This is a genomic window from Streptomyces europaeiscabiei (assembly GCF_001550375.1).
Lineage (GTDB): Bacteria > Actinomycetota > Actinomycetes > Streptomycetales > Streptomycetaceae > Streptomyces > Streptomyces europaeiscabiei.
The window spans coordinates 1-26,667 of sequence record NZ_LRTR01000272.1; the positions used below are offsets into that span (position 1 = coordinate 1).

General features: G+C 70.5%; 23 protein-coding genes and 1 pseudogene. 11 read left to right on the forward strand and 13 right to left on the reverse strand.

The genetic code is table 11. The features are described from left to right. The 3 genes and pseudogenes from AWZ10_RS12790 to AWZ10_RS12800 form a co-directional block, all read left to right on the forward strand. Nucleotides 1–415: transposase (locus AWZ10_RS12790; protein WP_159058262.1), on the forward strand; the 415-nt coding region annotated here is incomplete at its 5' end. Between the two features lie 459 nt (nucleotides 416–874). Continuing rightward, a pseudogene (locus tag AWZ10_RS47610) lies at nucleotides 875–1,194 on the forward strand (helix-turn-helix domain-containing protein); the annotation flags it as partial. Beyond that, nucleotides 1,191–1,682: an LURP-one-related/scramblase family protein gene (locus AWZ10_RS12800; RefSeq protein WP_046706368.1), complete on the forward strand. Its 492-nt coding sequence runs from the start codon at nucleotides 1,191–1,193 to the stop codon at nucleotides 1,680–1,682. The pseudogene AWZ10_RS47610 and the gene AWZ10_RS12800, both read left to right, overlap by 4 nt. 64 nt (nucleotides 1,683–1,746) lie before the next feature. Here AWZ10_RS12800 and AWZ10_RS12805 read toward each other — a convergent pair whose 3' ends face one another. Continuing rightward, the gene (locus AWZ10_RS12805) at nucleotides 1,747–2,541 is read right to left on the reverse strand and encodes a carbon-nitrogen family hydrolase (RefSeq protein WP_060891113.1); all 795 of its coding nucleotides are present in this window, start codon (nucleotides 2,539–2,541) and stop codon (nucleotides 1,747–1,749) included. A 231-nt stretch (nucleotides 2,542–2,772) separates the two neighbouring features. Between AWZ10_RS12805 and AWZ10_RS12810 the strand changes: the two genes are divergently transcribed. Further along, entirely contained in the window at nucleotides 2,773–3,597 is an 825-nt protein-coding gene (locus AWZ10_RS12810) for a maleylpyruvate isomerase family mycothiol-dependent enzyme (protein ID WP_046706366.1), read from the forward strand. A gap of 35 nt (nucleotides 3,598–3,632) precedes the next feature. On the opposite strand, the gene AWZ10_RS12815 is transcribed toward AWZ10_RS12810, so the two are convergent. Together AWZ10_RS12815 and AWZ10_RS12820 are read right to left on the reverse strand one after the other, a co-directional pair. Further along, a complete protein-coding gene (locus AWZ10_RS12815; RefSeq protein WP_060891114.1) occupies nucleotides 3,633–4,949 on the reverse strand; it encodes an MFS transporter in 1,317 nt (438 codons plus the stop codon). Next, nucleotides 4,946–5,614, reverse strand: a complete 669-nt coding sequence (locus AWZ10_RS12820; RefSeq protein WP_060891123.1) for a GntR family transcriptional regulator — start codon at nucleotides 5,612–5,614, stop codon at nucleotides 4,946–4,948. The genes AWZ10_RS12815 and AWZ10_RS12820 overlap by 4 nt, the downstream gene beginning before the upstream one ends. A 286-nt stretch (nucleotides 5,615–5,900) precedes the next feature. Between AWZ10_RS12820 and AWZ10_RS12825 the strand changes: the two genes are divergently transcribed. Further along, on the forward strand, nucleotides 5,901–6,749 hold the full coding sequence (locus AWZ10_RS12825; protein WP_046703101.1) for a D-alanyl-D-alanine carboxypeptidase family protein: 849 nt from the start codon (nucleotides 5,901–5,903) through the stop codon (nucleotides 6,747–6,749). Nucleotides 6,750–6,920: 171 nt separating this feature from the next. Continuing rightward, nucleotides 6,921–7,943, forward strand: a complete 1,023-nt coding sequence (locus AWZ10_RS12830; RefSeq protein WP_060891115.1) for a BRO-N domain-containing protein — start codon at nucleotides 6,921–6,923, stop codon at nucleotides 7,941–7,943. Between the two features lie 95 nt (nucleotides 7,944–8,038). On the opposite strand, the gene AWZ10_RS12835 is transcribed toward AWZ10_RS12830, so the two are convergent. Genes AWZ10_RS12835 through pdhA form a run of 3 tightly spaced genes read right to left on the reverse strand, consistent with a single transcriptional unit; the run spans nucleotide 8,039 to nucleotide 11,779 of the window. After that, nucleotides 8,039–9,520, reverse strand: a complete 1,482-nt coding sequence (locus tag AWZ10_RS12835) for a dihydrolipoamide acetyltransferase family protein (RefSeq protein ID WP_060891116.1) — start codon at nucleotides 9,518–9,520, stop codon at nucleotides 8,039–8,041. 10 nt (nucleotides 9,521–9,530) lie between these two features. After that, complete coding sequence (locus AWZ10_RS12840) at nucleotides 9,531–10,559, reverse strand: alpha-ketoacid dehydrogenase subunit beta (protein ID WP_046703104.1); 1,029 nt, start codon at nucleotides 10,557–10,559, stop codon at nucleotides 9,531–9,533. 2 nt (nucleotides 10,560–10,561) lie between these two features. After that, nucleotides 10,562–11,779 (reverse strand): pyruvate dehydrogenase (acetyl-transferring) E1 component subunit alpha, encoded by a 1,218-nt coding sequence (pdhA, locus tag AWZ10_RS12845; protein ID WP_060891117.1) that lies wholly within the window; start codon nucleotides 11,777–11,779, stop codon nucleotides 10,562–10,564. Nucleotides 11,780–12,329: 550 nt separating this feature from the next. On the opposite strand from pdhA, the gene AWZ10_RS12850 reads away from it, so the two are divergent. After that, complete coding sequence (locus AWZ10_RS12850; RefSeq protein ID WP_060891118.1) at nucleotides 12,330–13,553, forward strand: phosphotransferase; 1,224 nt, start codon at nucleotides 12,330–12,332, stop codon at nucleotides 13,551–13,553. A gap of 70 nt (nucleotides 13,554–13,623) precedes the next feature. Here the strand turns inward: AWZ10_RS12850 and AWZ10_RS12855 are convergent, their stop codons facing one another. Further along, nucleotides 13,624–15,195 carry a protein kinase domain-containing protein gene (locus AWZ10_RS12855; protein ID WP_079104353.1) on the reverse strand — a complete coding sequence of 524 codons (1,572 nt, stop codon included), beginning with the start codon at nucleotides 15,193–15,195 and terminating at the stop codon, nucleotides 13,624–13,626. A gap of 391 nt (nucleotides 15,196–15,586) precedes the next feature. On the opposite strand from AWZ10_RS12855, the gene AWZ10_RS12860 reads away from it, so the two are divergent. Next, nucleotides 15,587–17,230, forward strand: a complete 1,644-nt coding sequence (locus tag AWZ10_RS12860) for a protein kinase domain-containing protein (RefSeq protein ID WP_060891119.1) — start codon at nucleotides 15,587–15,589, stop codon at nucleotides 17,228–17,230. 71 nt (nucleotides 17,231–17,301) lie between these two features. Here AWZ10_RS12860 and AWZ10_RS12865 read toward each other — a convergent pair whose 3' ends face one another. Continuing rightward, on the reverse strand, nucleotides 17,302–17,844 hold the full coding sequence (locus AWZ10_RS12865) for a bacterial proteasome activator family protein (protein ID WP_037689775.1): 543 nt from the start codon (nucleotides 17,842–17,844) through the stop codon (nucleotides 17,302–17,304). Between the two features lie 455 nt (nucleotides 17,845–18,299). Here AWZ10_RS12865 and AWZ10_RS12875 point away from each other — a divergent pair, with 455 nt between their 5' ends. Next, nucleotides 18,300–18,716, forward strand: coding sequence for a hypothetical protein (locus AWZ10_RS12875; protein ID WP_060891121.1), 417 nt, complete (start codon nucleotides 18,300–18,302; stop codon nucleotides 18,714–18,716). Between the two features lie 54 nt (nucleotides 18,717–18,770). Here the strand turns inward: AWZ10_RS12875 and AWZ10_RS12880 are convergent, their stop codons facing one another. Then, nucleotides 18,771–19,751: an NAD(P)H-quinone oxidoreductase gene (locus tag AWZ10_RS12880; RefSeq protein WP_046703109.1), complete on the reverse strand. Its 981-nt coding sequence runs from the start codon at nucleotides 19,749–19,751 to the stop codon at nucleotides 18,771–18,773. Between the two features lie 550 nt (nucleotides 19,752–20,301). Between AWZ10_RS12880 and AWZ10_RS12885 the strand changes: the two genes are divergently transcribed. Together AWZ10_RS12885 and AWZ10_RS12890 are read left to right on the forward strand one after the other, a co-directional pair. Continuing rightward, nucleotides 20,302–21,324, forward strand: a complete 1,023-nt coding sequence (locus AWZ10_RS12885) for an ATP-binding cassette domain-containing protein (protein WP_046703111.1) — start codon at nucleotides 20,302–20,304, stop codon at nucleotides 21,322–21,324. Continuing rightward, nucleotides 21,321–22,169: an ABC transporter permease gene (locus tag AWZ10_RS12890; protein ID WP_046703112.1), complete on the forward strand. Its 849-nt coding sequence runs from the start codon at nucleotides 21,321–21,323 to the stop codon at nucleotides 22,167–22,169. The genes AWZ10_RS12885 and AWZ10_RS12890 overlap by 4 nt, the downstream gene beginning before the upstream one ends. Nucleotides 22,170–22,345: 176 nt before the next feature. Here the strand turns inward: AWZ10_RS12890 and AWZ10_RS12895 are convergent, their stop codons facing one another. The 4 genes from AWZ10_RS12895 to AWZ10_RS12910 all read right to left on the reverse strand — a co-directional run. Next, nucleotides 22,346–23,446 (reverse strand): potassium channel family protein, encoded by a 1,101-nt coding sequence (locus AWZ10_RS12895; protein WP_173531452.1) that lies wholly within the window; start codon nucleotides 23,444–23,446, stop codon nucleotides 22,346–22,348. 102 nt (nucleotides 23,447–23,548) lie between these two features. After that, nucleotides 23,549–24,904 (reverse strand): molybdopterin molybdotransferase MoeA, encoded by a 1,356-nt coding sequence (locus AWZ10_RS12900; RefSeq protein ID WP_046703114.1) that lies wholly within the window; start codon nucleotides 24,902–24,904, stop codon nucleotides 23,549–23,551. Then, entirely contained in the window at nucleotides 24,901–25,830 is a 930-nt protein-coding gene (locus AWZ10_RS12905; RefSeq protein WP_060891122.1) for an NTP transferase domain-containing protein, read from the reverse strand. Before AWZ10_RS12905 ends, AWZ10_RS12900 begins: the two co-directional genes overlap by 4 nt. Before the next feature lie 114 nt (nucleotides 25,831–25,944). After that, nucleotides 25,945–26,667, reverse strand: a 723-nt coding sequence (locus tag AWZ10_RS12910; RefSeq protein ID WP_167365946.1) for a dihydrolipoamide acetyltransferase family protein, incomplete at its 5' end; no start/stop codon positions are given.

Below are 26,667 nucleotides of genomic sequence, written 5' to 3' on the forward strand. Positions count from 1 at the left end.
GCGGGAGGGCTCCCGCCCAGGCAGCGGCCGCAGCGGGTTCAAGCGGATGTACTCGCGGTTCGTGGCACTGCGGATCAGGCCCGCCGGACGCGAGATCCGCAAGGCCGTCGAGGGAGCCGAGTTGCCCGCGTGCTGGCTGCTGGCCGAATGGCCCGCCACCGAGCCGGAGCCGGTGCAGTTCTGGCTCTCCAACCTGCCCGACGACACTCCACTCACCACGCTGGTGCGGCTGGCCAAGCTCCGCTGGCGCATCGAGCACGACTACCGCGAGATGAAGCAGGCCCTGGGCCTGGCCCACTTCGAGGGCCGCACCTGGAACGGCTGGCACCACCACGTCACCCTCGTCTCCGCCGCCCACGCCTTCTGCACGCTCCAGCGACTGGCCCGGACCCCAAAAGGGACGGCGCCGGCCTGAGCCTCTACCAGGTCGTCCGCGAGATGCAGTTACTCCTCGCGGTCTGGACCGGCGCCTGCCCCACCTGTCACCGCGACATACCCACAGCGATACCAACCTGACCAAGCACTACTAGGCGTACTACGGGTACCAGGGCACCCGGACCGGGAGGCCCTTGTCCCTCCTCTCCCACACCAGCGGCAGCCGGTCCGCCCACATCCGTGAGCCGGACCGGCACGCCCCCAGCTCTGCTGCTGGTGGCGGTTCGAGCACGCGTACGACGTCCCACCGCACGCTGCCGGGAGCGACTTCGGCGGCCGCGTGCGGTGGGCGACGGACTCGGCCTCACGGTCGGTCTCCGGCGGCGGCCATCGCCGGGTAGGCCGGTGGCGGACGGACTCCACGACCGCGATGTCGCCGGTGGGGGTGCCGGAGGGCTCGATGACGAGGATCGCGGCGCGGACCGGGGCGTACACACCGCTCACCGTCGCCGACCTCTCGGCACGCGCGGCCGTCTCGCCCGCCACCCTGCACCGCCGTTTCCGCACTCAGCTCGGCACGACGCCCCTGGCCTGGCTCATCGGGAACGCGTGGCCCTGGCCCGGCGGTTCGTCGAACGCGGCGAGGAACGTCTCGACGTGGTCGCCGAGCGGGGCGGACCCGGGACCGCCGCGAACCTGCGTGCCCGCCTGCGCCAGGAGACCGGCCTGCGTGCCCGCCTGCGCCAGGGGACCGGACTGAGCCCTTCGGCCTACAGGCGACGTTTCGGAACGGGCACCGGGGAACGCCTGAAGGTATGAGATTCCTCGTGCGCGACCGGCTCCTCGGCATCGGTGACGACTACTGGATCGAGGACGAGCACGGCCGAAAGGCCTTCCTCGTCGACGGCAAGGCCATGCGGCTGCGGGACACCTTCGAGCTGAAGGACACCCAGGGGCAGGTACTGATCGACATCCGCCGCAAGATGTTCGCCCTGCGCGACACGATGGTGATCGAACGGGGCGGCGAGCCCCTCGCCACCGTCCGCCGCAAACGCCTGTCCCTCCTGCGCAACCACTACCGCGTCTCCCTGGCGGAGGGCACCGAACTCGATGTCAGCGGCAAGATCCTCGACCGTGAGTTCGTCATCGAGTACGACGGCGAACTCCTGGCGCACATCTCCCGCCGATGGCTGCGGGTCCGTGAGACCTACGGCCTCGACGTCGTACGGGACGACGCGGATCCGGCGCTGCTGATCGCCGTGACGGTGTGCGTGATCAATCTGGCGGAGAAGGAGCGGGACGACTGACGGAGAGGACACCGACAGACAGAGAGGGCGGCCGGCCGAGCCCGACGGTGACGGCCGGCGGGGTTCAGCGGAGCGGTGGCTCCAGTCCCAGCAGCCTGTCCTTCAGCGCCGGGAACTGCTCACGCGTGGTCGTCACCCTCGTCGGGTCGAACTCCACCGTGAGGACCTCCTCGTCGGGGCCCGCCTCCGCCAGCACCTCGCCCCAGGGGTCGACCACGATCGAGTGACCGGCCTGGGGAACTCCCGCGTGCGTACCGGCCGTTCCACAGGCGAGGACGTAGGCCTGGTTCTCCACGGCCCGCGCCTGCGCCAGCAGGGTCCAGTGCGACCGCCGCCGCTCGGGCCACCCCGCCGACAGCACGAACGTCTCGGCGCCCGCGTCGACGAGCCCGCGGAACAGCTCGGGGAAGCGGAGGTCGTAGCAGGTGGCGATGCCGATGGTCGTCTCGGGGAGGCGGAGCGTCACCAGTTCCGCGCCCGCGCCCATCAGCACGGCCTCGCCCTTGTCGAAGCCGAAACGGTGGATCTTGCGGTAGGCGGCGGCGAGGTCGCCGGAAGGTGAGAAGACGAGGGAGGTGTTGTAGAGAAGTCCATCCGGATCACGTTCGGGGATCGAGCCCGCGTGCAGCCACACGCCCGCGTCGCTCGCCGCCTTGGCCATCGCCTCGTACGTCGGCCCCTGAAGCGGTTCGGCCTCGGCCGTGAAGGATTCGTACGCGAATGCGCCGGTGGTCCACAGCTCCGGGAGGACGACGAGATCGGCACCGGCCTGGTCCTGTACCAGCGAGGCCACACGCCGTCTGCGCGAATCGACCGATTCGTCCTCGTCTACGCCGATCTGGATGAGCGAGGCGCGCACACTACCACCGTCCTGGCATTCGAGCCGTCCACACCGGCCTACGATCGTCACACCAAAGCACTGCCGGGGTGCCTCACAGCAGCGTAACTTAACGTCTCAGAACACCCACTGACAGCCGCCGACGCCCACTCACCGCCGTCAACGCCGACGCCCTTACTGAAACCCGCCACCCACATACCGATACGCACCGACCGTACTGACAGGTACCGACCGCCCGAGGGGTCCCGTTCCGTGAGTCTGCATCCCACTCTTCAGCCCTACGCCGACGCCTGGACCCACTCCGTGGACGCGATATCCGAGCTGGTGACGCCGCTCGTGGAGGGCGAGTGGAACCGGCGGACGCCGTGCCCCGGCTGGTCGGTGCGCGATGTGGTCTCGCATGTCATCGGCCTGGACTGCGAGATGCTCGGCGACCCGCGGCCGATCCACACCCTCCCGCGCGACCTGTACCACGTACGGACCGAGCACCAGCGGTACATGGAGATGCAGGTCGACGCCCGTCGTCACCACACCGCGCCGGAGATGACCTCCGAGCTGGAGTACACGATCATCCGGCGCAACCGTCAGCTGCGGAACGAGTCGCGGGACCCGGGGCGCAAGATCCGTGGTCCGCTCGGCACGGAACAGACCCTCGAACAGGCCATGCGGAACCGCGCGTTCGACGTGTGGGTCCACGAACAGGACCTGCGCGCCGCGCTGGGCCGGCCGGGGAACCTGGACTCGCCGGGCGCGCTCGTCGTCCGTGACGAGCTGCTGGCCGTGCTGCCGAAGGTCGTCGCCGAGGACGCGCAGGCGCCGCGCAGTTCGGCCGTCGTCTTCGACGTGCACGGCCCGGTGGAGTTCATCCGTACCGTCCGCGTCGACATGCAGGGCCGCGGCACCCTGGAGACCACTCCCGCCCTCGGCCCCGCCGCCACCCTCACCCTCGACTGGGAGACCTACGTCCGCCTGGCCTGCGGTCGCGTCACCGCCGACCTCGTCGCCGACCGCATCAAGGCGGAGGGCGACCCTCACCTGATCGCGGCGATCCTGCACGCGTTCGCGGTGACCGTGTAACCGGCCGGGCCACCGGGCTTCCGAAAGCCGGGCCCTCACACCGGTACGTGCACCGTCTCCACCCGGCTCGCCACCAGCCGTTCCCGTTCGCGGCGGGCCGCTCGGCCGCGCAGGCGGAGGATCTGGGTGAGGCCGAGGGCCTGGAGGACGAAGACCGCGGAGAAGGCGATGCGGTAGTCGTCGTCGGTCAGGTCCAGGAGGACGCCGACCGCGAAGAGCGTGGTCATGGAAGCGACGAAACCACCCATATTGGTGATCCCGGAGGCGGTGCCCTGACGCTCCGGCGGGTTCGCCGGGCGGGCGAAGTCGAAGCCGAGCATCGAGGCCGGGCCGCAGGCGCCGAGAACCGCGCAGAGGACGACCAGGAGCCACATCGGCGCGTGCTCGCCGGGGTACAGGATCACGGTCGCCCACACCGCCGCCGTCATGAGGACCGTGCCGAGCGCCAGCGGAAGCCGCGCCGCGTGGTGCCGGGCGACGATCTGGCCGTACACCAGTCCGACGACCATGTTGGACAGGACGACGAGGGTGAGCAGTTCACCGGCGGTGCCGCGGCTGAGGCCCTGCGCCTGGACCAGGAACGGCAGCCCCCACAGCAGCAGGAACACCATCGCCGGGAACTGCGTGGTGAAGTGCACCCACATCCCGAGCCGGGTGCCGGGCTCCCGCCAGGACGCCGCGATCTGCCGCCGTGCGTACGCGGCCCCGCGGTGCGGGAACGGCTCCGGCTCGTGCCCCTCGGGATGGTCCTTCAGGAACAGCAGGGTCAGGACCAGGACGACGAGGCCGGCGACCGAGCTGCCCGCGAACGCCATCGTCCAGCCCACCCCGTGCAGCAGCCGGGCCAGCAGGAGCGTCGAGACCAGGTTGCCCGCCATGCCGACCAGACCCGCCATCTGCGCGACCATCGGTCCGCGCCGGGCCGGGAACCAGCGGCTGCCCAGCCGCAGCACGCTGATGAACGTCATCGCGTCGCCGCAGCCCAGCAGCGCGCGCGACGCCAGCGCCGTGCCGTACGACGGCGACAGCGCGAAGCCGATCTGGCCGGCCGTGAACAGCAGGATGCCCAGGGTCAGCACCTTCTTGGTGCCGAGCCGGTCGACCAGCAGGCCGACGGGTATCTGCATGCCCGCGTAGACCAGCAGTTGGAGTATCGAGAAGGTCGACAGCGCGGAGGCGCCCACCTGGAAGCGGTCGGCGGCGTCCAGGCCGGCCACGCCCAGCGACGTACGGAAGATGACGGCGACGAAGTAGACGGAGACGCCCACACCCCAGACGGCGAGGGCGCGACGGCCGCCGGGCGGGTCTCCGGGCAGGGACCCGGCGGACGACTCCAGGGCGGGGCGGCTCAACGGACCTCTCCCCGCGCAAGGTTGGAGAACCAGCTGACGTGCCGGTGCACGAGCGCCACGGCCGCCTCCGCGTCACCCGCGCGCAGCGCCTGGAGGATCTCCTCGTGCTCGACGAGCGTCTTGGTGATGCGGTCCGGGTGGGCGTGCATCACGGCGACGCCCATCCGCAGCTGGCGGTCGCGGAGTTGGTCGTAGAGACGGGACAGGATCTCGTTCCCGCCACTGCGGACGATCTCGGCGTGGAAACAGCGGTCGGTGACGGCGGCGCCCGCCAGGTCCCCGACGGCGGCCTGCGCCTTCTGCTGTTCGAGCAGTTCCTCCAGCCGGGCGATCAGCCGCGGCGAGGCCGGGACCGTCTTGCGGACCGCGTGCTCCTCGACCAGCTGCCGGGTCTCGACCACGTCCGCGATCTCCTGCGCGGAGACGGGCAGCACCAGGGCGCCCTTCTTCGGATAGAGCCTGATCAGCCCCTCGACCTCCAGCCGCAGCAGGGCCTCCCGCACCGGCGTCCGGGACACCCCGACCGCCTCGGCCAGCTCGCCCTCGGTGAGCAGCGTGCCGCCCTCGTAACGGCGCTCCAGCACACCCTGTTTGACGTGGGCGTAGACACGGTCGGCGGCGGGGGGCTGCTTCACGGCGGGGGCGGGAGCCGGGGCGGAGGGCATGCCCACAGCTTAGATACAACACGTACCCATGCGTGGCGGTCGTCCACGATCCGGACGAAAACCCACCGTAAACCTGTCGGAGGAGTGTGAGGTGGACTTGAATTGACCCCCGCGCCACCCGGAGCACATCCTTTTGTGCTACTCGTTTGTCACACGAGAAGCGGCCCCGCTTGCCCGCAACCGGAGACCAAGTGGCCGCGCTCCACAGACATTTGACGCAATCGGGGTACTTGACTTGATTACCGCCATAAAGGGCGTACGTGTCCGCAGAGCCGCTGCAGTCGTCGTGACGACCGGCGCGATGATCGCGACCGGGGTCGTCGGCTCCGCTCCCGCGCAGGCCGCCCCCGCGAAGCCCACGATCACCGCCAAGGGCGGGTTCGTGATGAACAGTGCCAATGGCCAGACTCTCTTCACCAAGGCCGCTGACACCAAGAGGCTCACCGCCTCCACCACGAAGGTCATGGCCGCCAAGGTCGTGCTGTCGCAGTCGAACCTGGACCTCAACGCCAAGGTGACGATCAAGAAGGCGTACAGCGACTACATCGTCGCCAATGGCGCCTCGTCGGCGAACCTGATCGTCGGGGACAAGGTCACCGTCCGTCAGCTGCTGTACGGGATGATGCTGAAGTCGGGCTGCGAGGCCGCGATGGCGCTGGCCGACAAGTTCGGTTCCGGCTCGACGGTCTCGGCCCGCACCAAGAACTTCATCGCCAAGATGAACACCACGGCCAAGAGTCTCGGCATGACGAACACGAAGTTCGACTCGTTCGACGGCATCAGCAAGGGCGCGAACGCCTCGACTCCGCGTGACCTCACCAAGCTCGCGCGCAACGTCATGAAGAACTCGACGTTCAAGACGATCGTGGCGACGAAGGCGTACACGGCGAAGACCATCACCGCGTCCGGCACCACCCGCACCATGGCGACGTGGAACAACACCAACGACCTTCTCGGCTGGAAAGGCACGATCGGCATCAAGACGGGCTCCGGCACCGAGGCCAAGTACTGCCTCGTCTTCGCCGCGACCCGCAACGGCAAGACCATCGTCGGCACCGTCCTCACCTCCTCCAACGCGACCAACCGCACGGCGGACGTGAAGAAGCTGATGGACTACGGCTTCGCCACGCTGTAACCGCACCAGCACGAGGAAGGGGGCCGCCGCTCGCAAGCGACGGCCCCCTTCGTGCTGCTCGCCGGAATCGCAAGCCGAACAGCCAACCTTCCCTCGCAATGGTGAACATCGTTTATCTGGCTGGCATATTCGAATTCCTCCGCCCTACGTTCCGCAGCGGAGGTGGTTCAGATGATCGAACCCAGCAAGCACCAACCCGACCCGCGCACGCAGCAGGACGCGCTCGACGTCGGCGACTTCGTCTACGCGGCTACCGGAGCCCGAGTCCGCCGACTGACCATGCCGGACGGGACCCACTGGTTCCCGGCTGTGGATGTCTGCAAGCAGTTGGGCTACACCACGCCGCGAAAAGCTCTCCTCGACCATGTCCCAGAGGAGCATCGAGACATTCTTGAGACAGTGACTGGAGGTCACTGTCTCAGCGTTCCCGCAGGTCGTGAGTGGCGCCGAGACCTGAATCTCATCGATCTCCAAGGGCTGATCCTTCTCGTCAGCGCCTGCACCAAACCTGAGTGCGCACCCTTCAAGAAGTGGGTCGCGGAGGTGATCGAGACCGTTCAGCGCGAGGGCTCCTACACCCTGGAAGAGGCCGAGGTTCAGCCCGCCGAGCCGGGCGCCCCCGTCGCGTACGCCATGCCCGAACAGGTCGCCGAGGCCATCGTCCGGCTCGAAGAGCGCAACCTTCAGGCGGACGAACAGCTCGCCGTCGCGCAGCAGGAAGCACTCGCTCTGCAACGGGAGTCGCTGGAGACCCAGCGGACCATGGTGGAAACCCAGCAGACCATGGTGGAGATGCAGCGCACCATGGTGGAGACACAGCTCGCGACACTGAATGCCCAACAAGCCATCGCCCAGGCCATGGAACGCATCGCGAACAGGCTCGACACCCTCGCGCTCGACCGGCCGGCACCCGCCCCCGGGTTCCCGGCGCAGCCGACCACGGAGTCCGTGCTGGCCGACTGGCGGAAGCGGCTGTCCGTGACGGAGGACGTGTGGACGGTGGCCGTGGTGATCGCCCCGGTGCTCGTCGAGGAGGGTGAGCTGCGTCAGCCGCTGGAGGAGATCGCCGCCCGTACGGGGCTGTCGGTGCACCGCGTCAACGAATGTCTCCGGATGCTGCGCAAGCACGCCTGCATTCACCCCCGTGGCGCGACGGGGGACGGGGCACCGGTGTACGTGCTCAACCAGCGCTGACAGGCAGGCACTGAGCCGAGCCACAGCAGAAGGGGCCGGTCGCAAGATGAATTTGCGACCGGCCCCTTCACAGCGAGCCTATCCGGTCGAGGACCTCAGGCCCACGTGATCAGCCTTTTCGGCTGTTCCAAAATCGCCGCCACGTCCGCCAGCACCTTCGAGCCCAGCTCCCCGTCCACCAGCCGGTGGTCGAAGGAGAGCGCCAGAGTGGTGACCTGGCGTGCCTTCACCTTGCCCTTGTGGACCCACGGCTGGAGCTTGATCGAGCCGACCGCGAGGATCGCGGACTCACCGGGGTTGAGGATCGGCGTACCGGTGTCGATGCCGAAGACACCGACGTTGGTGATGGTGACCGTGCCGCCCTGCATGGCGGCCGGGGAGGTCCGGCCCTCCCTGGCCGTGGAGACCAGCTCGCCCAGGGACTCGGCCAGTTGGGGCAGCGTCTTCGCGTGGGCGTCCTTGATGTTCGGGACGATCAGGCCTCGCGGGGTGGCCGCCGCGATACCCAGGTTCACGTAGTGCTTGACCACGATCTCCTGGGCGGCCTCGTCCCAGGAGGCGTTGATGTCCGGGTTGCGCTTGATCGCCACGAGCAGGGCCTTGGCGATCAGCAACAACGGATTGACCCGCAGGCCCGCCAGGTCCCTGTCCTGCTTCAGCTCATCGACCAGCTTCATCGTGCGCGTCACGTCGACCGTCACGAACTCCGTGACGTGCGGCGCGGTGAACGCCGAGCCGACCATCGCCGCCGCCGTGGCCTTCCGGACCCCCTTGACCGGGATACGGGTCTCCCGCGCCCCGTCGTACGACGCCACCGGCGCCGGGGCGACGGCGGGCGCTGCCTGGGCCGGGGCCGCCTCCACCACGGGCTCCGGGGCCTTCGGCGGGGCCACGGCCGCGTGGACGTCCTCGCGGGTGATGACGCCGTCCGGGCCGGACGGGGTGATCGTCGTCAGGTCCACACCGAGGTCCTTGGCCAGCTTGCGGACCGGCGGCTTCGCCAGGGGACGCTGCCCGCCGGAGGCGTGACCGTGCCCGTTCAGCTCACCCTGGACACCCTGGATCGCGGTGGCCGCGTACAGCGTGTCCTCGGCGGGCGCTGCCGCGGCCGGGACCCCCCTGCGGGGGCGGCGCTTCGTGGACGACTCGGCGACCCCGTAGCCGACGAGGACCGGCTTACGGCCCTCGATCTTCCTGGCCGTCGGCTCGGGCTTCGCGGCGGGCGCGGCAGCTGCGGCGGGCGCGGCTTCCTCGCCCGAGGCCGCTGCCGGTGCCGGTGCCGAGGCAGGGGCGGACGCCGGGGCCGGGGTCGCGCCGCCCGCCACGTCCACCGCGATGATCGACGTGCCCACGTCGACCGTGGTGCCCTCGGGGAAGTGCAGCGCGCGTACGACACCGTCGTACGGGATGGGCAGTTCGACGGCGGCCTTGGCCGTCTCGACCTCGCAGACGACCTGGCCGTCGGTGACGGTGTCACCGGGCTGGACGTACCACTTGAGGATCTCGGCCTCGGTGAGTCCCTCGCCCACGTCGGGCATCTTGAACTCGCGCGGAGACGTGTCTGTCATCGTCGTCACGGACCTCTCCTCAGAACGCCAGCGAGCGGTCGACGGCGTCGAGCACCCGGTCCAGATTCGGCAGGTACTCCTCCTCCAGGCGGGCCGGCGGATAAGGGGCGTGGTACCCGCCGACGCGAAGGACGGGGGCCTCCAGGTGGTAGAAGCACCGCTCGGTGATGCGGGCGGCGATCTCCGCGCCCGAACCGAAGAACACCGGGGCCTCATGGACCACCACCAGACGGCGGGTCCTCTCCACGGACGCCTGGATCGAGTCGAAGTCCAGCGGGGACACCGACCGCAGGTCCAGGATCTCCAGCGTCCGGCCCTCCTCGGCGGCCGCGTCGGCGACCTCCTGGCAGAGCTTCACCATCGGGCCGTACGCGGCCAGCGTGAGGTCGGTGCCCTCGCGGACGACACGGGCCTTGTGCAGTGGGCCGGGGATGGCTTCCGGGTTGACCTCGGCCTTGTCCCAGTAGCGCCGCTTGGGCTCGAAGAAGATCACCGGGTCGTCGCTCTGGATGGCCTGCTGCATCATCCAGTAGGCGTCCGACGCGTTCGACGGCGAGACCACCTTCAGGCCCGCCACGTGCGCGAACAGCGCCTCCGGGGACTCGGAGTGGTGCTCGACCGCACCGATGCCGCCGCCGTAGGGGATACGGACGACGACCGGGAGCTTGACCTTGCCCAGCGAGCGCGCGTGCATCTTGGCGAGCTGGGTGACGATCTGGTCGTACGCGGGGAAGACGAAGCCATCGAACTGGATTTCGACCACCGGGCGGTACCCGCGCAGAGCGAGGCCGATGGCGGTGCCGACGATCCCCGACTCGGCGAGCGGGGTGTCGATCACCCGCTCCTCGCCGAAGTCCTTCTGAAGGCCGTCCGTCACCCGGAACACACCACCGAGCTTGCCGACGTCCTCGCCCATGACGAGGACCTTGGGGTCGGCTTCGAGGGCCCTGCGCAGCGATTCGTTGATCGCCTTGGCGATCGCCATGTTCTTCACGGCGGAATGCCCGGCGGTCTGCCCGGCCGCCTGCGCGGCTGTCTGCGTGGTCATCGCTACTTGCCCTCCTCTACGTCCACATCGGCGAACGACGCCTGGTACGCGGCGAACTGGGCGCGCTCCTCGTCCACCAGCGCGTGTCCGTCCGCGTACGCGTTCTCGAAGATGGCGAAGTGGTCCGGGTCGGGCATGGCACGCACCACTTCGCGCACTCGCCTTCCCAACGCCTCGCTCTCCGCTTCGAGTTCCGCGAAGAATCCCTCGTTCGTGTCCGTTTCGGACTCCAGGTAACCGCGCAGACGCGCGATCGGGTCCTTGGCCTCCCAGGCCACCCGCTCGTCGTCGTGGCGGTAGCGGGTGGGGTCGTCCGAGGTCGTGTGGGCGCCCATGCGGTACGTGAACGCCTCCACCAGGGTGGGGCCCTCGCCCCGGCGGGCACGCTCCAGCGCCCACTTGGTGACCGCGAGGCAGGCCAGGACGTCGTTGCCGTCGACGCGGACGCCCGGGAAGCCGAAGCCCTGGGCGCGCTGGTACAGCGGGACGCGGGTCTGCTTCTCCGTGGGCTCCGAGATGGCCCACTGGTTGTTCTGGCAGAAGAACACGACCGGCGCGTTGTAGACCGCGGAGAAGGTGAACGCCTCTGCGACGTCGCCCTGGCTGGACGCGCCGTCGCCGAAGTAGGCGATGACCGCCGAGTCGGCGCCGTCCTTGGCGACGCCCATGGCGTAGCCCGTGGCGTGCAGCGCCTGGGAGCCGATGACGATCGTGTAGAGGTGGAAGTTGTTGCTGTTCGGGTCCCAGCCGCCGTTGTTCACACCGCGGAACATGCCGAGCAGGTTGGTCGGGTCGACTCCGCGGCACCAGGCGACGCCGTGCTCACGGTAGGTCGGGAAGACGTAGTCGTCCTCGCGGGTGGCCCGCCCGGAGCCGATCTGGGCGGCCTCCTGGCCGAGCAGCGAGGCCCACAGGCCCAGCTCGCCCTGGCGCTGCAGGGAGGTGGCCTCGGCGTCGAAGCGGCGGGTCAGCACCATGTCGCGGTACAGACCACGCATCTCGTCGGCGGTGATGTCGGCGACGAACGGGTCGTACTCGGCGTTCTTGACGCGCCTGCCCTCGGGCGTCAGCAGCTGAATGAGCTGGGGCTGCGCGTCGGTCGGCTTCTTCGCAGGGGCGCGCCTGGTCCCGGCGGTGCCGGCGGCCTTGCTGCCGGTGGTGCCGGTCTTGCCTGCGGCGCTGCGTCGCGGCTTGCGCGCGGCAGTGCTCTCCACGGTCACGTGTGCTCCTCCGTCGGTCCGGCCCTCGGGGTTGCCGAAAGACCAGTGCGGCTCGCCTGATCCCGGTAACCCGTGCACGGGGTGGGTGCCCTTGGCCGGGAACAGACGTGACAGGTGCCCCGGCGAGCGCCCTGCACAAGGCACGTTACCCAGTGCTCCACATTCCTGTGAAACCCCTACTGACCTGCGATTTTCCTTGGATTTCCAAGTAATTCGGTACTAGGGGGTCCAAGTAAGTCGCGTCCGTAGGGAACAGCCGCTGGTCACAGCACTGGTCACAGCCTGGCAGGGGGCCGGAACACCGGCACGTTATCCCGGCCACCCCGGCCACGGGAAGACTTCGCCGGACGCGGGCCGCGAGATCGCCTGTGGAAGTTGCTCCATACGTGAACACGATCGGACCGCCCTGTTCCTCTCGGGCCCGGCGGCCGCCCGGCCCGTATGTCTGCGCGTCGAGCCACAGTTCGGATCTGCGCACTGTGTGATCGGTAACGACTGCGTGTGACAAGCGTGAGGTCAGCGGCGTGACACGTGCCCTAACATCTGGCGCGTGTCGCGCTCATCTGTACCACCCCCTGTGCTCCACGCGCCCCCTCTGGGCCCTCTGTTGGAGCGCTACGCCGCCGGGTCCGCACTGACCTGCGAACCCGTCGACGAGGGACTCCTCAACCGCGGCTACCGACTCTCCACCACCCGCGGCCGGTACTTCCTCAAGCACCACTTCGACCCCGAGACCGCCGACCCGGCCGCCATCGTCCGCCAGCACCGGGCCACCCAGCGCCTCGCCGACCTGGGCGTGCCCGTGGCCCCGCCCCTGGCCGGGCGCGACGGGCACACCGTCACGGTCGTCGGCGGCCACGCCTACGCCCTGCACCCGTGGATCGACGGCCGACACCGGCACGGCGGCCAGCTCACCCCCGGGCAGTGCGGGCGCCTGGGGGCGCTCCTGGGCGTCGTGCACGCGTGCCTGGAGCGGGTGATGCCGGCCCAGGAGGGGGTGGTGACGGTGGCATCGGTGCGGAAACGGCTGATCCCGGCCCAGCGGCAGAGCCCGGGAAGGGCGCCCACCGCGTCTCGTGTCGAGGGCCGCGCGGGCGGCGTAGGGGCCGTAGGGGCCGTAGGGGTTTCTGGAGGCGCGGAGACCGCCGGGTCCGCGAGCCCGGAAACCGGGTCCGAGAGCGCCCGTCCCGCCGGGTCCGAGAGCGCCGACCCCGTCGGCACCTTCGCCCTCATCGACGCTCTGCTCGACCGGGTACGGCGGCACCGGCCGGCCGACGCCTTCGACGCGCTCGCCCGGCATCGTCTGCTGGAGCGGCGGGAGCTGCTGGAGCGGCACGCGGACCGGCGCCCGCCCAGGGGCGGTTCGGTGGGGTGGGTGCACGGCGACTTCCACCCGTTCAACGTGCTCTACCGGGACGACGTGCCCGATGTGCCCGCCGCGATCCTCGACTGGGACCGGCTCGGGGTGCACCCGCGCGCGGAGGAGGCGGTCCGGGCGGCGGTGATCTTCTTCGTGCGTCCGGTCGGCGCCCTGGACCTGGCGAGAGTACGGTCCTACGCGCGCGCGTACCGGCGTTCCACGGGCGCCGCCCCGGCCGAACTCGCGGCCGCCGTGCACCGCGTGTGGTGGGAGCGGCTCAACGACTTCTGGATGCTGCGCTGGCACTACGAGCGCGGCGACACCCGCGCCGACCCGCAGTTCCCCGCGGCCTCGGCGCTGGTGGTGTGGTGGACGCGGGAGTACGACGCGGTGTGCGAGGCGTTCGTGGAGTGAGCCCGGCGCCGCAGCGGGCCGACGTTCGTGGAGTGAGCCCGGCGAGGGCCACTCCACTCACGCCACCGGATCACTCCTCGCCGTCGCCTCCGCCGACCGTCAGGCCCCCGGCGGCGTCCCCGCCGCCGTCGTCGGTCGGTTCCTCGGTCGTCGGCTCCTCCGTCGGCTCCTCCGTCGTCGGTTCCTCGGTCGTCGGCTCCTCCGTCGGCTCCTCCGTCGGCTGACTCTGCGTCGGCGACTGGCTGAAGGACGGGGACCGCGTGTACGACGGCGTGTAGTCGGGGTTGTCGCCCGAGCCGGTGCTCTCCTCCGTCTCCTCCTCGGTCGCCTCGTCGCTGGGCGACGCGGTGGCGTCCTTGTCCTTGTTGGACGCCGTGGCCGTCGGAGACTTCGTGGTCCCACGGCCGCCGCCGGTGCCCTCGCCGTTGTTGTTCATCGCCAGCGCGACGCCCGCCGAGATCGCGATCACCGCGAGCACGGCGAGGATCCACAGCTTGCCGCGGCCGCCGCCCCGGTTGCCGTGCCCCTCGAAACCGCCGTCGTCCCGGCCACCGCCGCCGTACCCGGGCAGGATCGGCTGAGCGATCTGCGAGGTGCCCGATTCCCCGGGGTGCGGCATGACCGTCGTACCGGACATACCGCCCGGCGGTGTGTGCCGGCCGTCGTGCACGGTGACGGGCCCGGTGTTCCAGGTGCCGGTGTGGCTGCCCTGGTCGTACAGCATCTGCAGGCCGTACTGGACCAGGCCGCGCATCTCCTCGGCCGTCTGGAACCGGTCGTCCGGCTCCTTGGCGAGAGCGCGCATGGCGAGCCCGTCGAGCTCCGGCGGCGCCGCCCCGTCCGAGACCTCCGAGGGCGGGGTCGGGATGTCCTGGACGTGCTGGTAGACCACCGACAGCGGCGTCTCGCCGATGAACGGCGGCCTGAGCGCGAGAAGTTCGTAGAGCAGACAGCCGGTGGCGTACAGGTCGGAGCGGTGGTCGACGGCCTTGCCGAGCGCCTGCTCCGGGGAGAGGTACTGGGGCGTGCCCATGACCATGCCGGTCTGCGTCATCGTCGTCGACGCCCCGTGCAGGGCGCGCGCGATGCCGAAGTCCATCACCTTCACGGCCCCGTTGTCGGTGATGATGACGTTCGCCGGCTTGATGTCGCGGTGCACGATGCCGTGCTGGTGGGAGTAGGCGAGCGCCTCCAGCACACCGGAGACGATGATCAGCGCCTGCTCGGGGCCGGGTGCCTCCGCGTTGATCAACAGATCGCGGATGGTGCGGCCCTCGACCAGCTCCATGACGATGTACGGCACCGGGGTGCCGTTCACGACGTCCTCGCCGGAGTCGTAGACCGCCACGATCGAGTGGTGGTTGAGACCGGCCACCGCCTGGGCCTCACGTGTGAAGCGGGCCTTGGAAATGGGGTCTTCGGCCAGGTCGGAACGGAGCAGTTTGACCGCGACCGTACGACCGAGGCGCACGTCCTCGGCCGCGAACACCTCGGCCATACCGCCCCGGCCGAGTCTGTGCGTCATCCGGTACCGACCGTCACCGACTAGCCCGCCGTTGCCCCACAACTCCGGCGCGTCCGACATGCCGCCGCCAGTCGCCTCGGGGTCGGACGGGCCCTGAGAGCGCTGCTGCTGTGCCATCAGTCCTCGCCGTCGTTTCTGCCCGCGGTCCGCGCGGTACTTGTTACGGTCTCCGTCGGCCACGCTACAGCCTTCACGCAAGTGGCCGGTCCGGGTTGGATGCGCGACGGGTTCACGACGGATTCAAGGTGGATTCAAAGGTCGATCGGCCATGAAACCCGCAGCGCGCTCGCTCGTGCAAGTTCTGTGTACCGGGCGTACGCCCCCTGTAACGCTTCCGCGACGCTTCTTTCGCGTACGGTCACGGATCGGGCACCGCGCTTGACGTGTCAGTGACCTGGGGCAGACTTGGCCGGGAATAGCACAAAGGATCACCGGCAGTATCAGGGATCACCGATCGCGGGAGCCACGCCAGTCAGCTTTCGCGCGCGCCGATGGGGGACGCAGGAAGATGAGCCAGGACGCCGCACAGGGCCGGTACGCGGGGCGGTCGCTAGCCGGTGGCCGCTATCAGCTGCGTGACCTGCTCGGCGAGGGCGGCATGGCCTCCGTCCACCTCGCGTACGACTCCGTGCTCGACCGACAGGTCGCGATCAAGACACTCCACACCGAACTGGGCCGCGAACAGGCCTTCCGTGAGCGCTTCCGCCGTGAGGCGCAGGCCGTGGCGAAGCTCACCCACACGAACATCGTTTCGGTCTTCGACACCGGCGAGGACGAGATGGACGGCATGACGACGCCGTACATCGTCATGGAGTACATCGAGGGCCAGCCGCTCGGTTCGGTGCTCGACGCGGACGTCGCCCAGGTCGGCGCGATGCCCGCCGACAAGGCTCTGAAGATCACCGCGGACGTGCTGGCGGCGCTGGAGATCAGCCACGAGATGGGCCTGGTCCACCGGGACATCAAGCCGGGCAACGTGATGATGACCAAGCGCAACATCGTGAAGGTCATGGACTTCGGCATCGCCCGTGCCATGCAGTCGGGCGTCACGTCGATGACGCAGACCGGCATGGTCGTCGGCACCCCGCAGTACCTGTCGCCCGAGCAGGCCCTCGGCCGCGGGGTCGACGCCCGCTCCGACCTGTACTCGGTCGGCATCATGCTGTTCCAGCTGACCACCGGCCGGCTGCCGTTCGAGGCGGACTCGCCGCTGGCCATCGCGTACGCGCACGTTCAGGAGGAGCCGGTCGCTCCCTCCTCGATCAACCGTTCCCTGCCGCCGGCCGTCGACGCCATCATCGCCCGTGCGCTGAAGAAGAACCCGAACGAGCGGTTCCCGAGCGCGGAGGCGATGCGGGACGAGTGCCTGCGGGTCGCCGCGTCCCTCCAGCCCGTCGCGCCGAGCATCGTGCCGGGCGCGCAGACGTCCAGCGGCTCCGGGGTCTCCGCCGCGGTCTTCCCACCGATCGACCACACGGGCGCGCCGCAGTCGGGCAGCGTCCAGACGCCGTACCAGCCGCATGCGACGGGCGGATACGGTCCGCCGACGCCCGCGCCCGCCCCGTCCTACGGCTACCCGCAGCAGGGCGGCTACCAGACGCCGCCGCAGACCGCCGCGTACGCGCCGCAGCAGGGGGCGGCCACCCCGCCGCCGTACAACATCGCGCCCCACCAGTCGTCGCTCCCGTCGGGGAGTGCCGGGGGCGGGAAGAGCAACAAGGGTGTGATCGTCGGGGCGATCGTCGTGTCGGTCCTCGCGGTCGGCGGTCTGATCACGGCGATCAGCCTGAACTCCGGCAGTGAGGCCGAGGGCGGCGACAGCGGCACGGACGTGTCCGCCTCGCCGACCGTGGTCGAGGGGCACAAGGGTCCCGACACGTCGAAGGTCATCGAGTCGACCGCGTGCACGGAGCCCACGGAGTCGTACAACGACCCCGAGAAGATCGAGCTGCCGGACTTCACCTTCAAGAACATCGACTCGGTGAAGAAGTGCCTTCAGGCCGCGGGCTGGGAGTACGACGTGCAGAAGGTCGACGAGAACACGTACGGCCAGGGCACGGTCATGGAGCAGTACCCCTCGGCCGACGAGGACGTCGACCCCAAGGACATGCCCTCGATCATCCTCAAGGTCTCGACGGGCAACCCGGCCTGACGCGTCATAGGAAGGGCCCGGCACTTCACGTGCCGGGCCCTTCGTGTACGTATGGACGGGGGCGCCAGGGGCTAGAGGTACGGGCCGCCCGAGCGGCCGATCGTCCGCGGGTCGTCGTCGCCCTCGTGACCGCCGACGCCGGGCGGCAGTGCGCGGCGCATCTGCTCCAGCTGGGCCCTGGCGGCCATCTGCTGGGCGAAGAGTGTCGTCTGGATCCCGTGGAAGAGGCCTTCGAGCCAGCCGACCAACTGGGCCTGCGCGATCCGCAGTTCCGCGTCGCTCGGGATCGCCTCGTCCGTGAAGGGCAGGGAGAGCCGCTCCAGCTCCTCGACCAGCTCGGGCGCCAGGCCGTCCTCCAGTTCCTTGACCGAGCTGGCGTGGATCTCCTTGAGCCTGGCCCGGCTGGCGTCGTCGAGAGGGGCGACCCGCACTTCTTCGAGCAGCTGCTTGATCATGCTGCCGATGCGCATGACCTTGGCCGGCTGTTCCACCATCTCCGTCACCGGGATTTCGCGGGAGCCCTCGTCTCCTGCGCCGCCCACCGCCATTCCGTCCTGGCCCACGACCAGGATCTGGGGCTGTTCGGGCGACCGTTCGTTCCTCGGCATCTCCATGCCGCCATTCTCTCGCACGCGTGGACCTCATCACTCTGGTGCCCCCCACACAGGGTGATCCACCGTTTACGTACCAGTTGTTCGTGCCCTGGGCGGCGGCTGATGACCGCCGGGGGCTTCGGCGGGCCTCGGCCGGGCTCGGGGCCATGGGACGGGCCTCGGCGGGCTCGGGCCGACAGCGGCGGGTGTCGGCGGGCCAGCGGGACCGGTGAGGCCGACCGTCGGCGGGCCTGTGACGACGCCCGTCAGGTGGACCTCGGCGGGCCCCAGCGCGTCTGGGGGCAGGGGATCGGTCGGGCTTCTGCCCGCCCTGGGCAGACCTCGGTCGGCCTTCTGCGGGCTCGGGGCGGCCTGAGGGCGGCCTTGCGGACCGCCCGCGGCGGGGGCTTCGGTCGGATCAGCGGCGGGCCGGAGACCGAGATGCCGGGGTGCGCGCGGCGTGTGAGCCTGGGGGCGTGGCTCCTTCGCTCCGCTCGGCGCGCGTGACGGGACTGGTCCTCGTCCCGGGACTGCTCGTGGTCCTGGTGGCGGGGCCCATGCCGCGTGTGTACGCGGCCGAGCCCGACCCCACGACCTCCTGGGCCGGCAGCCGCGCGGGCGAGGGGCGGGAGCGGCCGGGGCGGCAGGACGCCGGGCCCGTGGAACCGGAGGACGACGCGTACACGCCCTCGGACGCGTACGTGCCCTCGACCTCGACGGAGCCCACCCCCGAGCCGTCGCGGGACGCCGCACTGCCCTTCCCCGCCGCCCCGCCCGGCACCGCGACCTCCGAGGAACCCGTCCTGCAGGTGGTGTCCCTCGGCAGCGGGCTCATGCTGGTGGGCCTGGGCCTCGGTCTGGCCTTCGTCGGGCTGCGGATGAGGCGGGACTGAGCCGGGTCGGGCGGGGCCGGGCCGAGCAGGGGCTCGTACGGTGTTCCGGCCGGTCTACGGCACCACCAGGAGCACCTTGCCGATGTGGCCGCTCTCCTCCAGCACCCGGTGGCCCGTGGCCGCGTCGTCCATGGGGATCTCCCGGTCCACGACCGGGCGTACGTGGCCACCGTCGACCAGCGGCCACACGTGCTCGCGTACGGCGGCGACGATGGCGGTCTTCTCCTCCAGGGGACGGGCGCGCAGCGAGGTCGCGCTGATCGCGGCGCGCTTGGCGAGCAGGGCGCCGATGTTCAGCTCACCCTTGACGCCGCCCTGCATACCGATGATCGCGAGGCGGCCGTTGACGGCGAGGACCCGGACGTTTCGGTCGAGGTACTTGGCACCCATGTTGTCGAGGACGACGTCCGCGCCCCGGCCGTCCGTGGCGCCGCGGACCTCCTCGACGAAGTCCTGCTCGCGGTAGTTGATCAGGATGTCGGCGCCCAGGGCGGCGCACTGTTCGAGCTTCTCCTTGGTACCCGCCGTGACCGCGACCTTCGCGCCGACTGCCTTGGCGAGCTGGATGGCCATCGTGCCGATGCCGCTGGACCCACCGTGCACGAGGAAGGTCTCGCCGGGGCGCAGGTGGGCGATCATGAAGACGTTCGACCAGACCGTGCAGGCCACCTCGGGCAGCGCGGCGGCCTGTGTCAGGCCGATACCGGCGGGCACGGGCAGCAGCTGGGCGGCCGGGGCGACGACCTTCTCCGCGTAACCGCCGCCCGAGAGCAGCGCGCACACCTCGTCGCCGACGCTCCACCCGGCCACACCGGGCCCGATCTCCGCGATCCGCCCGGAGCACTCCAGGCCGGGGTAGGGGGAGGCGCCGGGCGGTGGGTCGTAGAAACCCTGGCGCTGGAGCAGGTCGGCGCGGTTCACCGCACTCGCCGCCACCTCGATGAGCACTTCGCCCTTGCCGGGCACCGGGTCGGGGACCTCGCCCCACACCAGGGCCTCGGGTCCACCGGGTTCGGGAATCGTGATCGCATGCATGAGGGGGACGCTACTCCTCGGCCTCCGCGCCGTGCCCCCGGTCCCCGCACCTTCACATCCCCGGCCGATCCGCCGGCCCGGCGACCCGTATCCCCGCCCCGGCGACCCGCTTCCCCGGCCCAGCCGGCCCGTTCCCGCCCCGGCAACCCGCTTCCCCGGTCCAGCCGGCCCCGTCCCCGGCCCGGCGACCGGCGTCACCGATGCCGGCCAACCTCCACGTCGCCGATCCCGGCCGACCCGCGTTTCCTGGTCGGCCCGCGTCCCCGGCCGGCGGGCCTGCGGCCGTGCCGATCGGGGTACGTCCCGGACCCCGGCCTGCCTGCGCCTCCGGACCGATCCGCCTCCACCGTGGTCCCAATTGAGGTGCGCCCGGACTCCATGGGCGAGACCGTGGGGACTTCACGGCCGCACGGGTTCTCGCCGACGCGCTTCGCCCCGGTGTCGAAGCAGTCCCGACTCCTCGCGCGGCGACCGATGAGTTTCGGCGGTCCCGGTGGTCTGCCTTCTCGTAGCCCCGGACACGGGCCCCGCACGCGGAAGGAACCCAGACATGAGCGCACAGACGTCCGGCCTCGCGATCGAGACCGCAGGTCTGGTGAAGACCTTCGGCGAGACCCGGGCCGTCGACGGCGTCGACCTGGCCGTGCCCGCCGGCACGGTCTACGGCGTCCTCGGCCCGAACGGCGCCGGCAAGACGACCACGGTGAAGATGCTCGCCACCCTGCTGCGCCCCGACGGGGGCGAGGCGCACGTCTTCGGTCACGACGTCGTCCGGGAGGCCGACGAGGTACGTGGTCGGGTGAGCCTGACCGGGCAGTACGCCTCCGTGGACGAGGACCTGACCGGCACCGAGAATCTGGTGCTGCTCGCCCGGCTCCTCGGCCACGACAAACGGGCGGCCCGCCATCGTGCCGAGCAACTGCTGGAGGCCTTCGGGCTGAGCGACGCGGCCGGAAAGCAGGTCAAGCACTACTCGGGCGGCATGCGGCGCCGTATCGACATCGCCGCGTCCATCCTGAACACGCCCGATCTGCTGTTCCTGGACGAGCCGACGACCGGCCTCGACCCACGCAGCCGCAACCAGGTGTGGGACATCGTGCGCGCGGTGGTCGCCCAGGGCACGACCGTGCTGCTGACCACGCAGTATCTGGACGAGGCGGACCAGCTGGCGTCCCGGATCGCGGTCATCGACCAGGGCAAGGTGATCGCGGAGGGCACGAAGGGCGAGCTGAAGGCGTCCGTGGGCGCCGGTTCGGTCCATCTGCGGCTGCGCGACGCGGCCCAGCGGCCGCAGGCCGAGGAGGTTCTGCGACTCGCCCTCGACGCCGATGTGCAGCGGGAGCCGGACCCGGTGGCACTGACGGCACGTGTGGGCGCGGGGTCCGGCAACGGGCAGGGTGCCGCCGAGGCGGCCGCCCGAGCGCTGGCCGAGCTGGCCCGCAGAGGCATCACCGTCGACAACTTCTCGCTGGGGCAGCCCAGCCTGGACGAGGTGTTCCTCGCCCTCACCGGACACGACACGAAGGCCCACGACCCCAAGGTCGTCAACACGAAGGACGAGGCGGCGGCATGAGCACCGTGACCACCCCCGAGAACAAGGAACTCGCCCCCGTCAGCGCCGAGTCGCTCGCCGCGCTGCTCATCTCCAGGGAACGGCCGCCGCGTCCCAGCGCCCTGTCGGCGTCCCTGACCTTCGGCTGGCGGGCCATGCTCAAGATCAAGCACGTGCCGGAACAGCTCTTCGACGTCACCGCCTTCCCGATCATGATGGTGCTGATGTACACGTACCTCTTCGGCGGTGCGCTGGCCGGCTCCCCGGAGGAGTACATCCAGTTCCTGCTGCCGGGCATCCTGGTGATGTCGGTCGTGATGATCACGATGTACACCGGTGTCTCGGTCAACACGGACATCGAGAAGGGTGTCTTCGACCGGTTCCGCTCGCTGCCGATCTGGCGGCCGTCGACGATGGTCGGCTATCTGCTGGGCGATGCCCTGCGCTACGCGATCGCGTCCGTGGTGATGCTCACGGTCGGCATGATCCTCGGCTACCGCCCGGACGGCGGGGTGCTGGGCGTGGTCGCCGGGGTCGTGCTGCTCATCATCTTCTCGTTCGCGTTCTCGTGGATCTGGACGATGTTCGGCCTGATGCTGCGCACCGAGAAGTCCGTGATGGGCGTCAGCATGATGGTGATCTTCCCGTTGACCTTCCTGTCCAACGTCTTCGTCGACCCGAGCACGATGCCGGGCTGGCTCCAGGCGTTCGTCAACAACAGCCCGGTCACACATCTGGCCTCGGCGGTCCGCGAGTTGATGGCGGGTGAGTGGCCGACCGCGGAGATCGCCTGGACGCTGGGCTGGTCGGCCCTGTTCGTGCTGGTCTTCGGACCGATCACGATGCGGCTGTACAACCGGAAGTAGCGGTCCGCCCGGACCAGTGGGTCCATGCGGTGAGGGCGCCTCGGGGACATGTCCCCGAGGCGCCCTCTTCGTCGTTCCCGCTCCCGCTCCCGCTCCCGTCGGCGTCGGCGTCGGCGTCGGCGTCGGCGTCGGCGTCGGCGTCGGCGTCGGCGTCGGCGTCGGCGTCGGCCCGACCGCTACGGCAGGTGCTTGGTCTCGGGGGTGATCTTCGTGCTCGGCGTGGCACGGACGATGGTGATGAGACGGTCCGTCAACTGGAGCAGGCCGATGGACGGATCGTCGTAGCCGAGCACCCGATGTCCGCGCAGCACGCTGACCACCAGGTCCTCGGTCTCTCGCACACCGCGCCCCACCTCGGCCTTTATGACCGGTCGTTCGGCGATGTCGAGCCCGCTGCCCTGCTGGATGAGGTCTTCCATGACCATGCCGGCGGCGGGGCTGAGCACGGAGAGCCCCAGGAGCCGTCCGGCCGCGCTCGCGCTGGTGATGACGACGTCCGCCCCGGACTGCTTCAGCAGCTGCGCGTTCTCCTCCTCCCGTACGGCGGCCACGATCTTCGCCCCGCGGTTGAGCTGGCGAGCGGTCAGCGTGACCAGTACGGCGGTGTCGTCCCGCGCGGTCGAGATGATGATCTGCCGTGCCTTGTGCGCCTCGGCCTGCAACAGCACATCGCTGCGCGTCGCATCCCCGACGACCCCCGTGTACCCATCGGCCGTCGCGGCGTCGATGACCTTGGAACTGGGGTCCACGACGACGACCTGCTCCTTCTTCAGCCCCGTCGTGCAGACGGTCTGGATCGCCGAGCGCCCCTTCGTCCCGAAGCCGACGACAACGGTGTGCTCCCTCAAGGCCGCCCTCCAGCGGTTCAGTCGCCATTCCTCACGCGTGCGCTCCGTGAGGACCTCCAGCGTGGTCCCGACCAGGATGATCAGGAACAGCACGCGCAGCGGCGTGATCACGAAGATGTTGGTGAACCGGGCAGCGTCGCTGACCGGGGTGATGTCGCCGTACCCGGTGGTGGAGAGGGTGACGGTGGCGTAGTAGAACGCGTCGAGCAGGTCCACGGAACCGTCGGAGTTGTCGTTGTACCCCTCGCGGTCGGCATAGACGATCAACGCGGTCGCGAGCAGCACGAACAAGGCCATCGCCAGCCGCTTGCCGACCTGTCGGATCGGCCGTTCGAGCTCACGTTTCGGCAGCTTGACCTGGTGGGTCACCAGACGCTCGTCCGCGTTGCGGGCGATCGCATCATGGCCCGGAAGTTTCACGTGAAACACTCCCCGTTTCGACGTACATCCCCTGGCTGTACTCCGCCCCCGGCTGCCCGTTGTTTCACGTGAAACATCGTTGGCCGCAGGGCGGTCGGCCATACCGATGTTTCACGTGAAACACACCTGGATCCCCGCTGTCGCCCAGGGCAGGTCGAGCAGCTCCAGCTCCTGACCGGGGCGGGCGCCGCCTGGCGGTACGACGGCAAGGGCATCAGCGGTGGCGATTCCGCGGAGCATAGCGGGACCGTTGTAGTGCAGCGGCACAGCGTCGTCACCGCGCAGACTGACGGGAACGAGCCGGGTGTCGTACGGGTGCCCGTGCACCGCCTCCCGCAGAGGCATCGCGTACGGCTCCGGGGCGGGACGTCCGGCGAGGGTTCGCAGCAAGGGCTCGGCGAGCGTGAACAGTCCGGAGACGGCGGCCAGGGGGTTGCCGGGCAGACCGACGAGGTGCTGGTCCTGCTTGAGACGGGCCAGCAGCATGGGGTGCCCCGGGCGCACCTTCACACCGTCGACGAGGAGTTCGGCTCCGATGCGACGCAGGATGGGGTGGACGTGGTCGACGGGTCCGGCGGCCGTGCCGCCGGTGGTGACGATGAGGTCGGCGGAGGACTTCTTCACGGCCCGGTACAGGGCGGCGGCATCGTCCCCGAGGCGGCGTACGGCGGTGACCTCGGCGCCGAGCGCCCGGAGCCAGGACGGCAGCATGGGGCCGAGTGCGTCCCGGATCAGGCCCTCGCGCGGGAGCCCGTCGGTGAGCAGTTCGTCGCCCAGGACGAGCAGTTCGACGCGCGGTCGGGGGATCACGCTCACCGTGTCGTACCCGGCGGCCGCCGCGAGTCCGAGCGCGGCCGGGGTGATCTGCGTGCCGAGCGGCAGCAGTTGGTCGCCGTTGCGGCACTCCTGGCCCCGTGGGCGGATGTCCTGTCCGTGTGCGAGGTCCCGGATCGGGTACAGCCGTCCCTTGTCGTCGGTGCGGCCGTGCTCGCTGCGCAGGACGGCGGTCGTGTCGAGGGGGATGCGGGCGCCGGTGGCGATCCGCACCGCCTCCCCGTCCGTGAGCCGCCCTGGATCGGCGTGCCCTGCCAGCACACCGTTCTCCCGTACGTCCCAGGGGCCGGGCCCCGCGACCGCCCAGCCGTCCATCGCGGAGGTGTCGAAGGAGGGGAGGTCGGTGAGGGCGGTGAGGGAGGCGGCGAGGACGAGGCCGAGGGCCTGGTCGACGGTGACCGACACGGGCGGCCGGCGGCCGGCCGAGCGGGCGGCGCGTTCGGCGACGGCTCGGGCCTCGGGCCAGGAGGTGGCCCTGTGGTGGGTGTGGTCCTTGGCCCGCTGCGGGTCGGCCTGGCCGGTCCTGGGGGCTTCGCGGGAGGAGCGGGGCTCGTCCGGCCCCCGGACGGCCCTGTCGTTGGCCACGGCCAGCGCCTCCTCCACGTCGAGTTCTTCGGCGTCCTGGGCGGTCATCCGGTGGCCGGGCCGGTGTTCTGGCCGGTACCGGTCCCGGCGTCCGGCTTGGCGTCGGGGGTGTTCTCGTCGGCCCAGCGGAGGGCCAGGGCGGACGCTTTGCGCGCGGCCTCGGTGACCGCCTCGGGGCCTCCCCCGGCCTTGGCGGCTGCGTAGCCGATCAGGAACGTGGTCAGCGGAGCGGCGGGCCGGGCCACGCTGTGCGCGGCGTCACGAGCGAGGTCGAGCAGCTCGGTGATGTCGACGTCGAGGTCGATCCCCAGCTCGTCCTTGACTGCGGAAATCCATTCATCCAACACGTGGCCATGCTCCCTGATCCGTGCGCGGGCGGCGGCGATGTCGTCCCAGGTGTCGCAGTCGAAGGACGCGACCGGGTCGGTGATGCGGGTGAGACGCAGCGCGGCGGTCAGCCTCCGCAGGGGGAGCCCGGTGAGGCCGTCGTGCCCGGCGGCGAGCCGCGCGAGCTCACGGCGCAGGACCTCGGCCCGGTAGACGGCCACGAGGGGCTGGTCACGGCCGTCGGGGTCGGTGACCAGGACGCCGTCGGCGGTGACCGCGCTCCGCGAGAGGGCGTCGAGCAGTCGCCGTACCGTCGCCTCCTCCAGGAACGGCAGGTCGGCGGAGAGGACGACGACGTACGGCGCGGTGGTGTGCCGGAGTCCGGCGCCCAGTGCGGCGAGAGGGCCGCCACCCGGGGGTTCCTCCCGGGCCCACAGCACGGGCCGCGCGGTGGGCCGGGGTTCGGCGACGACGACGGTCGCCCCGGCGCCGGAGCAGGCGGTCAGCACCCGGTCGAGCAGGGCCCGTCCGCCCACACGCACGGCGGGTTTGTCGGCGCCGCCGAGCCGCCGGGCGGCGCCTCCGGCGAGCACGACGGCGTCGAACGCCTCGGTACCGGGGTCGCCCGGGGGCTCGTACGCGGTCACCCCCCGAGTATGCGGGCCCCGACGATCACAGGGAACGCGGAGAGGCCGCGCAATCACGGCCCGGTCGGCCCCGACGGCCCTGAGCGATCGGACCCGACCGGGCAAAGCCGGTGATCAGAGCGTGCGCAGCAGCACCGCCGGCTGTTCGACACAGTCCGCCACGAACCGCAGGAAGCCTCCCGCCGTGCCGCCGTCGCACACCCGGTGGTCGAAGGTGAGCGAGAGCTGCACGACCTGCCGTACCGCAAGCTCGCCCTCGTGCACCCAGGGCCTGGCGACGATGCGGCCGACACCGAGCATGGCGGCCTCGGGGTGGTTGATGATCGGCGTGGAACCGTCGACGCCGAAGACGCCGTAGTTGTTCAGCGTGAAGGTCCCGCCGGTCAGCTGGCCGGGCGTCAGGGTCCCGGTCCGTGCCGCCTCGGTCAGCCGGGCGAACTCGGCGCCGAGCGACTCCGCGTTCCTGGTGTGCGCGTCCCGTACGACGGGCACGACCAGCCCCCGTTCCGTCTGTGCGGCGAACCCGAGGTGCACCTGGTCGAGCCGTACGATCTCGCGGGCCTCCATGTCGACCGTCGAGTTCAGCTCCGGGAAGCGGGCCAGCGCGGCGGTGCAGATCCGGGCGAGCAGCGCGAGGACGGAGATCTTCGGGCCGCCGGACGCGTTCAGCGCCGTACGGGCGTTCATCAGCTCCGTCGCGTCGGCGTCCACCCAGCAGGTCGCGTCGGGGATCTCGCGCCGGCTGCGGGAGAGCTTGTCGGCGACGGCGCCCCGGACACCGCGGAGGGGGACGCGGGTGGCGGAGGGGGCCCCGGAGGGCGCGGGCTGCGCGACGGG